We start from the raw sequence: 13,228 nt of genomic DNA on the forward strand, positions 1-13,228 counted from the left end.
ATTCAATCACTTCGACTTCTATTTAATGATAAACTCACCCCAAACGCCAAGGACAAATGTCCTGAGCTTTGAAGTCATAGCATCTAGAGTACAATAAAGAACCCGGGAAATCCAGATGGGGCATGAAGAGATGCGTGGCATATATGCTCAGTACTCATTTTTCATCATAGCTAGCTATCCAGGAAATGAAACGAGAGTCTGCCGAGCGTACCCCGGAGCATAGAAAGTATCCAAAGCTCCAGGGTAGGACAGGCAATGAGATTAGATGCAATACAATCAGCTAGAAAATCCTCTCCGTACAAATCAATGATTCTATTAGATCACAGTGTACACAGGCTTCTCGCCTACAAAACGAACAGACAATTCGGGAAAACGTTCTGCCAACCTGTCTGCCAATAGCTTCATTCCCGGAGCCTCGCTCTCAGCATGTCCCAGCATGATCAGTGCCTTGGACTTGCCTTGTTGTACGGCATCACGGATATATTCCGGTGTTTCCCACTCGAATCCTTCCCCAGCAATGATGAGGTCCAATTGCTCATTCTGAATCAAGGGAATCGTCACATGTCCATTACCACGAAAACCTACCAGTACCGCTGCGCGTCTACAGACTATTTCCGCATTGCCTGCAACGCGTACATAATCGATCCCCAGGGAACTTTTCACATGGTGAGCAATAGCTTCAACGGTTTGTCCTTCCGGAAAAGAAAGGACGTCTGCTTCCGGTAGTCGTTGCTCCACATAAGAGGACCACCCCAAGGCCTGAATCAGTCCTTCGGTAATGCCATCCGGTTGGAAGCGGTGGATGATATCATGACATCGATAGATGGAAATGCCTGCTTCGTCGATCAACTTTCTTTTGTCCATATAAACCGAATCATTTGCAAGCCAATCCGTATGACTGTGATGGTTATAAAACGGAGATTCATGCGCAATGATCAAGTTCGCACCGTGCTGTATGGCTTGTTCAATAACATAATGTGTGGGCATAAAAGCAAAGATAATACCTTTGACCTTACAATCAAGTGAGCCCGTAATGAGCTGATCTACCGTGTTTTCCGGCAATTCAATGTTATCTGTGAGGTGAAGCACAACGTCTTGAACAGTAAGATCCATAGAATGCATTCCTCCAGTGACAGGATATAAAGTTAGTGTACCATGTTGACATCTGAAATCTACTGCCTTCCAGATTATAGGGTCGTTTTTATTGTTTTCGGTTAATACTACAACATACGGATTACAGTCAGTTAAGATAACAACGGAGGAATGTATTGGGCTGTACACGGATGTTGGATTCATATAGTTTTCTCAAACAAGAATAAGTATACTTACATAGAGTCTTTGCTTGTATTAAATGGAGCTGAGTGCAAGGAAAGCAGTTTCCATTTCAATATACTGGGAATCAGTTGAGGATAAGTGTTCATTTGCAACAACAGAACAGATTGTGAAAGGGGATAACTACGATGACAGCAACAACTATTATGGAACGTCTGAAGAGCGAGACAGCTCATTATCACAGACAAGTAGAACAGAACCCTTATGCAAAAGCCATTATGAATCAAACTGTGACTATAGAAGAATATAGAACTTATTTAGAGAAATTTTATGGATTCCTGAAACCGCTGGAGGATCAGGCTGTGCAGCAGCCTTTCTGGGAAAGTACGGGACTGGATATTGAGATTAGAGGCAAGGCTGGACTCTTGGAAAAGGATTTACGAAATCTGGGTGCCAGTGAAGAAGAGATCACTCAACTTCCGCTCTGTGAAGAATTGCCAGATATTTCAACACCTGCGCGTTTGTTTGGATATCTGTATGTAATTGAGGGGTCCACGAACGGTGGACAGATTATGACCAAACGTTTGTCGCAGTTCCTGCCCATTGAAGCTGATCGTGGATTGGAATATTTCAATGCTTACGGCTCAGATACAAGAACAAGATGGAGCGAGTTTACAGGTTTGCTGCAGCAGTTCATCAGCACGCCAGAAGATCATGACAACATGGTACACAGTGCATCAGAGACATTCCGACTACTGGATCAATGGATTAATACGTAGGGCGAACTTTTTTTCATTATTTTAAAAGGTATCTATATAAGTTGAACTAATCATTTACACCTAACGGAGAGGACAGAAAAAAGCTGGAAAAGCGAAGCGTTCGCATTTATAACCGGATTTTTCCCTCTAGAAAGGGAATCGATAAAATCTGGGGATAACAGCGATTGGAAGGTTATTCTGTCATCGTAGTATCGTGTAAATAATTATTAATTCAACTTATATAACATCATGAGAGGGGATTTTCCTGGCCATGGCCGAACCGAAGTCCAAGAAAGAACAAAATTTGTTAAACCGCACATTGCTTCATCAGGGAACATACACAAATGATCCGATAGATCTGAATAACTGTGACAAAGAACCCATTCATATCCCCGGCTTTATTCAACCTCATGGTGTTCTTTTGGCCATCAATACCAGTCTTACGCCAACCATTGTTCAGTGTAGCCAAAATACGGAGGACCATCTGGGTATTGCCTATGAAGACGTTCTGGGCATGCCTTTGGAAAATCTGATCGGCGAGGAAGATGTACGCAAACTGTTGGCTAGCAGCTTCAATGCAGATGTAACCTCTGATTTGCATTACATGGATCTGACCATTAAGGTATCCGGTGAGAACCGGGTCTTCTCCTCTGTTCTTCATGAAAGTGAAGGTCTGCTTATTCTGGAGATCGAGCCTTTTTATGAAAAAGAGGACATGGAGACTACCGACTTTGAGTGGATATCCCGATTCTTCGGTCGAATCAAAAGTACAGATAGTCGCGTGGAAGCAAGTCAGATTGCGGCTGAACAGGTGAAGGAAATGCTCGGTTACGACCGGGTGATGATCTATGAGTTTGACGAGCAATGGAATGGTAAAGTTATTGCTGAAGCGCGTGAACAAGAACTCGAACCATTCCTGGGACATCACTATCCGGCATCGGATATACCAAAACAGGCTCGGGAGTTGTATCTTCGCAATTGGCTGCGAACGATTGTGAATGTAAATTATGCACCTGTGGGGATTGTGCCTATGCTTCAACCGCTCACAGGCAAACCGCTAAATTTGAGTCTTTCGGTCTTGCGCAGCGTATCTCCACTTCATATCGAATATTTGCATAATATGGGTGTAGGTGCGACTGTAACGATCTCGCTCATTCATAACAATCAACTGTGGGGACTCATTACATGCCATCATTATAAGGCCAGATATGTACCCCATCGCGTACGGAATCTGTGCAATTTCCTGGGCGCGTTTTTCTCGAATGAATTGTTTCAGCGTCAGCAACTCGATGATTATCAATCAGAGATTCAATCACGTGAAGCCGCTTCACGAATTGCCAACATTTTTATCGGTAACACAAGTCCTGCCCGAGTGCTTGAGGAATTACAGGGAGAAGAAGAGACGGTGTTAAATCTGATGGGTGCTACCGGAGCAGCAATCTGTTACCAGGACAAGTTGTTGTTGTATGGTGAAACGCCAAACAGTGGACAGATTCGTGAACTGGCAGGTTGGCTTGCAGGAAAGTCCGAGGATTATAGTTATCATACGTCGAAGCTGAGTGCAGAGTATGAAACATCCAAAGCTTATCAGGATAAGGCTTCCGGGGTTATTTATGTTGCCATTTCGCCTGGACAGCATAACTACATGCTCTGGTTCCGACCTGAGGTTGTCCAGGTTGTCGATTGGGCGGGTGACCCAGCCAAAGCGGTGCTCAAGACGGATGACGGCATGCGTCTGTCGCCTCGTAAATCATTCGAGAAATGGCGTGAGTTTGTAAAATCAACTTCGTATCCTTGGACATCCAAAGAGCTTAGCGTGTTACCTTTACTCAAAACCATTGTACGTCGGCAGACAGAGAACCAGTTGGTTCAGGCCGAAGAACAGGCGCTGCAGAATGCTCGTATTTTGCGACAAAATGAACAGCGTTATTTGCAGTTAATGGATTACTCGCCCGTGGCATTTTTTACTTTGACTGACGGCCAGACTATCTACTGTAATACGAAGGCTGCCGAGTTGCTCGGGTTCGAGAGTTCCAAAGACCTGATGGGCAAGGACTTCAGGGCGTTGTTACCTGAGCAAACGAGAGTGACGTTGCAACAGAATTTTGAGGAATTAAAGCACAATAACACAAGTTTGATTACCAGCCAGTCGTATTTCACCACAGCAGCAGGTACCTCATTGTTGCTTGAAATTACACTTGCTTCTGTTACGCACGCGGGTAAACCTTCTGTGATGGTCCTATTGCACAGCGGCGCTTCCCACCATGAACAGGACAATTACACTGAAACGACGAGCCAGCTTCAGAACTATCTGACGACAGATCCGTTAACGGATATGCCAATTCAGACGGTGTTCAAGTCACAGCTTCAAGCTGACTGGGATGACTGTTTACAGGAAAAATGCAGTCTGGGACTGCTCATTATAGATATTGACGATTTCCGTTCGTATAATGCAGCATACGGCCTTCAAGGAGGCGACCTTTGTCTGCAATGGATCGGTGAGGTGCTTACCGTGGTTAGCGAACAGCATGAAGCGCAGATCTCTCGTCTTGGCGGAGGTACATTCATGTTGAAATTAAAGAGCACAACGTCTGAATATGCAGCTAAACTTGCGGAAGAAATTAGACGGCACGTGCTCGCTCTCCAGATTCAGCGGGAATTAACGGGTCCGAGCGGAGTTGTCACTGTTAGTGTTGGCGGTGCAGTACTGGTGCCAGAAGAGCTTTTCGATGCATCCGACCTAATCGAAAAAGCGAGTCGAGCGTTGGCCCAAGCGAAAAGTGAAGGGAAAAATCGCGCAATTGTCGTGTGATTACGCCTGTGCAACGTTCGATTTGAAACGATACAATCATTATTTGAAAAAAGTTAAACAGACATGATAAAAAGAGGGCAGAAATGCCTTCTTTTTTGTGTCCAAGAATGTCTAAATTTCGTCACCGCAGACACAGGACAAGTGATATAATGATCCCTATGGATACACTTGTTCGTATTCTGTCTTGGAGGAGGGTGAGATAACGTTCTATGAAAGACAACTCAAGACAATTGGAATTTATGGAGATAGATCTGAGTGAAGAACCTGAAACAGCAGCAGTTCCAGTTCCTGATCGTTCAACCATTGTGCAGTCTGCACATGATACGATGCAGCATCGTGGAGGCATATTGTCCTCAGAGAAACGTTTTGTGGAGGAAGCAAAGCAGTGGGTAGAGATGGAGGGGGATGTATCCCCGTGGGTTCCCTTTATGAGTTACTGGCCAACGTATGGCGTGATGAACGAAGCCCAGCGCAAGTGGTATATGTTTTGGAGAAAGGAAGTACGTCAGGGGAGATACCCGGATACCGATCTGTCCTATCTATTTGTTCATATCTACGAGTTAATTAACGGCATTGGCTGGCAGAATCCTCAGGATGGTTATGATCAATTGAAGCAGCTATGGGTGAACTACCGTGAACGGCTGCCGCAATTAAATATATATATGCAAGAATGGATGGTCGATTATGTGCTGGTCCACCAGATGGAGATGTCCTTATCCGAGGTCATGGGCCTTTCGGGCGGATACCTGCCAGCAGAGATGCTAGATAGGGAGTTGCAACGTATTTTACAGGATAAGGTATCGGATATCTCGCTGAATATGCTGCAAAGATATTATGATTACGATATTACACTTAGTAAGTTCTACAGAGATGGCGGCAAAGAAGTGATGGAGCAGTACATCCCGCGGGTCATGGCCTTGGTTGATTCGTACTTGGAACGTACGCGACAAGTTGGACTGCTGCCTGAGTGTGATCCCAACGATGAACGTACGATGGAGCGCGTACTGTTTCGCAAAGCGGTCTATGATGATTCGATCTATGGAAGATCGGTATCTTTCAGGTATATGCCCATAGGTGAACAAGCTGAGTTTGTACAGATGGTTACGCGGATCTATCGATGTACTGAAAATAAACTTCGAGAACTGCTCGGATTCAGAGGCCGATTGCGTGGACAGGCATTAGAGCCTGAACTTGCAAATCTCATTGAACGTTACCTGGACAAAGCATATGCGACTGAGCAGGCCGAGACGGTGGAACAACCGGTGATTCGTATTGATACGGAAAAATTGGCATCGTTACAGCAAGAAAGTGAGTACGTGCGATTGGCGCTTACAATTGAGGATGATCACCCTTCTGAAGTGAAGGATGAAGAGGTTAACAACGCAAATGTAGCAAGTAATTCATTCGATATACTGGAAGCAAGGAATGAGATCGCTCCAACTGAAGGTTCCATGGAATCGGAGCCATCCGCAGTAGAGATTGCAACAGGAGCGCAAGTAGAATCTATTAGGTTGCAGTGGGACGAGTCTGCTGAGGCTGATCTGGATGAAGAATGGCTGCTCTTTGCCAAGGAACTCTCCCCTCAGCAGGTGCAAACGATTCATGTTCTACTTGGCGCAAGTCCAGATACGGAGCTGATGCGTCTGGCTGAGCAATATGGAACGATGCCTACGCTTCTGCTGGATGAAATTAATGATGTGGCTATGGAAACGATCGGTGATCTTCTGATTGATGCTGATCGGATTGTTCCTGATTATATAGATGTGTTCGAACATGTGAAGAGGTGATATTCAGTGACAGAACTTAAAATACCAAAGCGGCTGACCACCGCACTTGTAAATTCATTTACAGCTGGTGTTGTCCCGAGAATTGGACTGGAGCAGATTGCCGTTGGCCGGAAACCGGAAGTGGAAGCCATTTTGCGGGATATGGACAATATTGCGGAGGGTGGAGCAGCGTTTAAACTCATTACGGGTCGTTACGGCAGCGGTAAAAGCTTTCTTTTGCAGATGATTCGTAACTATGCGATGGATCGGGATTTTGTTGTGGCAGATGCGGATCTGTCACCTGAGCGTCGATTGGTGGGAACCAAAGGCCAGGGACTTGCCACATATCGCGAACTGATGACTCGTCTGTCTACACGCACACGCCCGGATGGGGGAGCGTTGGAGCCGATTTTGCAAAAATGGATCGCAGGGCTGCAACAATCCACGATGCAGAGTCAGAACCTGCGCCCGGATGATCCCGCTCTGCCGCTTGAGGTAGAGAAACAGATTTATGCGGTGACGGGGGAAATGCAGAATCTGGTTCACGGCTTTGATTTTGCCAAAGTACTGGCGTCATACTGGAACGGGTACAAGCTGGCTGATGATGATCGCAAACAGGCGGCCCTTCGCTGGCTTCGAGGAGAATTTGCAACCAAAACGGAAGCGAAAAAGGAACTGGCTGTTGGCGTTATCATTGACGATGACAACTGGTATGACTACTTCAAATTATGGTCTGAATTCACAGCGCGCATTGGTTACAAAGGATTGCTGTTGTTCATTGATGAAGCGGTGAATCTGTACAAAATTACAAACAGTGTCTCCCGTCAAAGCAACTATGAGAAATTGCTGACCATGTTCAATGATACGATGCAGGGCAAGGCAGAGCACCTGGGCATATTTGTAGGTGGTACGCCGCAATTTGTGGAGGATGAACGGCGCGGACTATACAGCTATGAAGCGCTTCGCTCCAGGCTTATTGATGGTCGTTATGCAGTTAAAGCGTATGCGAATTACACAGGTCCGATCCTAAAGCTGGCGATGTTATCGCATGAAGAGATTCTGATTCTGCTCCAGAAGCTGCGACAGATTCATGCCCTGCATTTTGGATACAGTGCAAGTCTTACGGATGAACAATTGGTTGATTTTATGCAAACGGCGGTGAACCGACTGGGTGCGGATGAATTGCTGACCACGCGTGAAGTGGTACGGGACTTTATGGATGTACTGCATACGCTACACCAGAATCCTGAAGTGACTTATAATCAATTACTTGGTGAGCGGGCTGCCAAACCTCAGGAAACGGGTAAAGGGGCAGATGCTTCACCAAATACGGATGATCTGGACGACTTTCTGGCGGAGTTTGAATTATGAGTGATAATCCATTCTATCGGCTGGCGCCATTCGTGCAGGAATTTATATATAAAAAAAGATGGGAATCGCTTCGTCCTGCCCAGATTGAGGCCTGCAATATCTGTTTTCATACCCCGCATCATATGCTGATTGCGGCGGGCACTGCCTCTGGCAAAACGGAGGCGGCTTTTTTTCCTGCATTGACCGAGCTGTATGAACGGCCTTCCAAATCAGTGGGCATTTTGTACATTGGACCTCTGAAAGCCCTGATTAACGACCAATTCGAACGTCTTAAGGATCTGTTAACCGAAGGAAATATTCCGGTTTGGCACTGGCATGGGGATGTGCCTCAGGCGGAGAAAACAAAACTGATGAAAAATCCGTCCGGTGTGCTTCAGATTACGCCAGAATCGCTGGAAGGTCTGCTCATGAATCGACCGAATGCGATCCCGGCGCTGTTTCATGATCTGCGCTATGTCATCATCGATGAGGTGCATGCTTTCATGGGAGCGGATCGGGGCATTCAAGTACTCAGCGAGCTTGCCAGAATCGAGCGTATGGCTGGTTGTGCACCGCGAAGAGTGGGCTTGTCCGCTACGCTTAGTGACTATGATGCGGCTACATCTTGGCTTGCTGCCGGAACGCAGCAGGGAGTGGATGTGGTCTCTTCTCCAGGTGGTCGCAAGCTGCGACTGCGGGTGGAACATTTCTCTTTTCCAGATGCGCAGGATGAAGAGCAGGCGGAGCAGCTTCATAACGCACGCAAAGCGTACTACGACTTCATCTATGAGAGCACACATCGTAAAAAAGCGTTGATCTTCACCAACAGCCGTACGGACGCTGAGGTCACTATTCTTGAGATGCGGCGGGTCGCTGCTCGCAGGCAAGAGCGTGATGTGTTCCATGTGCATCATGGAAGTATCTCCGCCATGCTGAGGGAGGAAACGGAAGCCGCCCTCCGTACTGGATCAGGCCCCGCGGTTGCTGCGGCAACGGTCACGCTTGAACTGGGTATCGATCTGGGCGAACTGGAACGTGTGGTTCAGCTCGGTGCACCCTATAGTGCTTCCAGCTTTGTACAGCGTCTGGGACGTTCAGGGAGACGAGAGGACATGGCATCGGAGATGCTTTTTGTATGTCCGGAGGAAGAGGACGAGGAAGCGCAATTGCCAGCACGTATGCCGTGGACGTTGATGCGTGCGATTGCTGTTATCGAACTGTATGTAAAAACGAAGTGGGTCGAGCCGCTTGAAGCCCGCAAAATACCCATAGGTGTGCTCTATCATCAGACGATGAGCATGTTGAAAAGTATGGGGGAGGCTGAGCCGAGAGATCTTGCAGAAGCCATCCTTTCGCTTGCTCCATTTGCGTTGATTAGACCTGATCAATATCAGGTTTTCCTGAATTACCTCATTGAGACGGATCATCTGCAATGGACAGAGGATCGAACATTGATCATCGGTCTGACAGGTGAGAAAATTGTGAATAATTATCGCTTCTACGCCGTGTTTAAAGACGATGAAGAACATAAAGTACTAAACGGCTCGGAAGAGATTGGTTCCATTACAACCGTGCCTCCACCTGGCTATTGCTTCTCGCTCGCGGGCAAACTGTGGAAAGTGGAAGAGGTCGATCACAAGCACAAGGCTGTGTATGTGAAGTCTGCAAAAGGTAAGGTAGATACGTTATGGCTTGGAGCGGGAGGAGATATTCATACGTCGGTGGTACAGAAAATGCGTGAAGTGTTGTCCGACTCAGTGATCTATCCTTACCTGTCACCACAAGCCGTCAATCGACTTGAACGGGCGCGCCGCCTAGCTCGTGAAAGCGGACTGTTGAAGCAGGTTGTCATTCCGGCAGGGGGAGATTCGATGTATGTTCTTCCTTGGGTGGGAAGTAAATCATTCCGTACATTGGAGCGCCTGATGAAGCATAATCTGTCCAAGAAACTTGCCTTGCGGTCCGTTGTGCCCATGGAGCCATATTATTTTGTGGTGTCCGGCAAGGTCGATGAACGAACATTGTTAGCCGAGATCATGAGTGAGTGTCGGACGGCTGAAGACGCATCTGCGTTACTGGCTGAAGATGAAGCTCCTTATCTGGGCAAGTATGATGAATTTGTCGCGCCGCCTTTGATCCGTGAGGCTTTTGCCGTGGATGGGCTGGATCTGGATGGATTGAAGGAAGGTTTACAGCAAACATTGGAGTGGGACTCTTCAGGCTCTAGTCGAACCTGACGTTTTTTTATACGGAATAGGGTTGACACCATCTCACCTCCCATGTAATATATGAAAAGTCGTCACACACGAAATACATCAAATTGCATATATCATTTCGTATAACCTCGCAGGCCGAAAGTGTACACAGGGCGAGGGTCTCTACGGGAAGCCTATACTTCCTAACTACGATGCCAAGGAATCAATGTATTCCTTGCTCGTAGTTAGGATTTTTTGCATTTAGATGGTGTCTGTGACCTTGGCATGAACCAACATGCGGGCGTATTTTTCTTATCATCAGGAGGTTTATTCACAATGAAATATTATCTGTCCGTTCTCGCGGGAGCGATGAGCTATGGCATATTATCCACGATTGTGGTTCTGGCGTATGGCGAAGGATATAAACTTGGAGAGGTTGTGGGAACACAGCTGATTACGGGTTTTCTTCTTTCCTGGATGCTGGCGCTATACACAAGATTTAGAGCAAAACGCAAGTCACAGGCAAATGGCAAAACATCAGGAGCCGTGGCACAGGTATTCAAGCGGTTGACGTGGAAACAACGTCTGTTATTGATGGCTGCCGGAACACCAACGGTAATTACAGGACTCGTGTATTATCAGTCTTTGCGTTATATCCCGGCTTCACTTGCCATTATCCTGTTGTTCCAGTTCACATGGATTAGCGTATTGATTCAGGCGATAAGCAAACGTCAACGTCCAGACAAAGTCACGTTCCTGACGTTGATCATTCTGTTTGGTGGAACCTTGCTGGCAGCGGGTTTCCTGGAACAGGGACTGGGTGAGTTCAACGGTCTGGGTATTGCTCTTGGACTAATGGCAGCCGTAAGTTATTCCCTGTTTGTATTGTTTAGCGGCAAAGCCGTACCTTCAGCGCATCCGGCGTTCCGCAGTGCGTGGATGGTTACAGGCGGATTGATCCTGCTGTGCATTTTGTTCCCGCCGACATTCCTCTTTAATGGATTGATCTGGAGCCAGTTGCTTGTATTTGGATTGTTACTTGGATTCTTCGGGGCATTCATTCCACCCGTACTGTTTGCTATCGGCGTGCCGCATATTGGAGGCGATATGGCCGGAATTCTGGGTGCAGTGGAGCTTCCAATTGCAGTACTGTTATCCTCTATCGTGCTCCATGAGCATGTCAGCGGATTGCAATGGTTCGGGGTTATCATTGTGCTTATTGGGGTTGCCCTGCCAGAGTTGTATAAATTACGCATGAAACGAAGTCGGAATACACCGATATATTCCTGAGTTATACAAAAAGGGATATTGCGAAGCATGAACGGGAATACCCGTAGATAAGCCTGAGAAATCAGGCTTTTTTTATTGAAGCAATATGGCTCAATCACAATAGCCCAGAGGGGTCATTTTCATTATCATGCGAATCAGGTATGCTTAAAGAATACACCCGTCTGTTGATTGAATATTGATGGGACATCAAATGAGGAGTGTTTACATGAAAAGCTGGTTTGGAAAAACATGGCCTTGGTTAACGCTGGGTCTGACCGTTGTTGTACTGCTTGGATCATTTTTGGTTTATTTTATGGGCAAAGACGTATCCCCGGGATCGGCAAGTGCTGTAACTGCACAAGCTGAGACACCGGAGGATCTGGAGGGATATGAAGTCATTGATGTGGATGTGAGCAACGATGGTTTTGGACCGGACGTTATCGAGGTGAAGGCTGGCGTACCGACCAAAATCAACTTTATTCTGACCCGGTCGGTGACACATGTGAAATCAGTGGGATCACAAAAGCTTGGCATGGATCTATACATGCAAAAGGGACCCAATTATTATACGGTCGACAAAGATCTGCCCAAGGGAGAATATGAGATTCATTGCGGCATGTACATGATATATGCAACGATTAAGGTCGTATAAGCAGAAGGAGCATGGTTTCGGGTTACCGAGCTTTGCTCCTTTTTTTGGTGCGTGATATCATGGGAAAGTGGGTAAAATCGATCAGGAGGTGGCGAAATGAAAGCGCTATTTATTGGAGGGACAGGCACCATCAGTACGGCCATTACGGAGATGCTTGCACAGCAAGGCTGTGAACTGTATTTGATTAATCGAGGCAATCATAACCATGACTTACCTAAGGAAATCAACGTACTTCAAGCGGACATTAATGACGAGACATGTGTAGCGGAACTGATCGCTGATCTGGAATTTGATGTTGTTGCAGACTTTATCGCCTTTGTACCATCTCAATTGGAGAGAGATTACCGTTTATTTAAGAATAAAACAAAGCAGTTTATTTTTATAAGCTCAGCATCTGCGTATCAGACACCTTTGGCTGATTACCGGATCACGGAAGGCACGCCATTATCGAATCCATACTGGGAGTATTCTCGCAACAAGATTGCATGTGAAGACTATCTGATGAAACAATACCGCGAGCATGGATTTCCAGTGACCATCGTGCGTCCGAGCCATACGTATGGCGACAAATCGGTACCTCTCGGTGTTCATGGTGCTCAAGGCAGCTGGCAGGTTCTCAAGCGCATACGTGAAGGCAAACCCGTTATCATCCATGGAGATGGTACCTCACTGTGGACCATTACGCACAATACTGATTTTGCCAAAGGGTTTATCGGGCTTATGGGAAATATCCATGCCATTGGTGAATCGGTACATATCACCTCAGATGAATCCGTCACCTGGAATCAGATTCATGAGATTATAGCTGGCGTGTTGGGAGTTAAGCTTCATGCGGTACATGTACCCTCTGAGTTCTTAGCTGCATGCAGTGACCAGGATCTTCGCGGCGGATTGCTGGGTGACAAAGCCAATACCGTTGTATTTGACAACAGTAAGCTGAAGCGGCTTGTTCCGGAATTTGTAGCAACGACAAGAGCTGATCAGGGCATTCGACGTACGATTGAGCACATTCTGGAGCATCCTGAATTACAGACCGAGGATCCGGAATTTGATGGTTGGTGTGACAAGGTCGTTGGCGCATTGGACGAAGCGTTATTAAAGATCAGAGATGAGAAATGAGAAGTAAGGCGATCATGATCAAATGTTTACATTCA

9 protein-coding genes and 1 riboswitch are annotated in these 13,228 nt (G+C 46.6%); of the genes, 8 read left to right on the top strand and 1 reads right to left on the bottom strand.

The genetic code is table 11. The features are described 5' to 3' along the window. Positions 1–315 precede the first annotated feature (315 nt). Complete coding sequence (locus J2X75_RS05700) at positions 316–1,113, bottom strand: Nif3-like dinuclear metal center hexameric protein (RefSeq protein WP_310334873.1); 798 nt, start codon at positions 1,111–1,113, stop codon at positions 316–318. Positions 1,114–1,460: 347 nt separating this feature from the next. On the opposite strand from J2X75_RS05700, the gene J2X75_RS05705 reads away from it, so the two are divergent. The 8 genes from J2X75_RS05705 to J2X75_RS05740 all read left to right on the top strand — a co-directional run bounded on the left by J2X75_RS05705 (position 1,461) and on the right by J2X75_RS05740 (position 13,193). After that, positions 1,461–2,051 (top strand): biliverdin-producing heme oxygenase, encoded by a 591-nt coding sequence (locus tag J2X75_RS05705; protein WP_310334875.1) that lies wholly within the window; start codon positions 1,461–1,463, stop codon positions 2,049–2,051. A 250-nt stretch (positions 2,052–2,301) separates the two neighbouring features. Then, positions 2,302–4,842, top strand: coding sequence for a diguanylate cyclase domain-containing protein (locus J2X75_RS05710; RefSeq protein WP_310334878.1), 2,541 nt, complete (start codon positions 2,302–2,304; stop codon positions 4,840–4,842). Between the two features lie 209 nt (positions 4,843–5,051). After that, entirely contained in the window at positions 5,052–6,629 is a 1,578-nt protein-coding gene (locus J2X75_RS05715) for a TerB N-terminal domain-containing protein (RefSeq protein WP_310334882.1), read from the top strand. Positions 6,630–6,635: 6 nt separating this feature from the next. Then, positions 6,636–7,979, top strand: coding sequence for an ATP-binding protein (locus tag J2X75_RS05720; protein WP_310334884.1), 1,344 nt, complete (start codon positions 6,636–6,638; stop codon positions 7,977–7,979). Next, positions 7,976–10,195 carry a DEAD/DEAH box helicase gene (locus J2X75_RS05725; protein WP_310334886.1) on the top strand — a complete coding sequence of 740 codons (2,220 nt, stop codon included), beginning with the start codon at positions 7,976–7,978 and terminating at the stop codon, positions 10,193–10,195. The genes J2X75_RS05720 and J2X75_RS05725 overlap by 4 nt, the downstream gene beginning before the upstream one ends. 77 nt (positions 10,196–10,272) lie before the next feature. Beyond that, positions 10,273–10,383, top strand: a riboswitch (purine riboswitch). Between the two features lie 106 nt (positions 10,384–10,489). Next, positions 10,490–11,443: an EamA family transporter gene (locus J2X75_RS05730; RefSeq protein ID WP_310334888.1), complete on the top strand. Its 954-nt coding sequence runs from the start codon at positions 10,490–10,492 to the stop codon at positions 11,441–11,443. A 205-nt stretch (positions 11,444–11,648) separates the two neighbouring features. Beyond that, positions 11,649–12,074: a cupredoxin domain-containing protein gene (locus J2X75_RS05735; RefSeq protein ID WP_307537055.1), complete on the top strand. Its 426-nt coding sequence runs from the start codon at positions 11,649–11,651 to the stop codon at positions 12,072–12,074. Positions 12,075–12,170: 96 nt separating this feature from the next. Further along, a complete protein-coding gene (locus tag J2X75_RS05740; RefSeq protein WP_310334892.1) occupies positions 12,171–13,193 on the top strand; it encodes an SDR family oxidoreductase in 1,023 nt (340 codons plus the stop codon). Positions 13,194–13,228 lie beyond the last annotated feature (35 nt).

Origin of the sequence: Paenibacillus sp. 2003 (assembly GCF_031455635.1) — a bacterium.
GTDB classification, from domain to species: Bacteria; Bacillota; Bacilli; order Paenibacillales; family Paenibacillaceae; genus Paenibacillus; species Paenibacillus amylolyticus_B.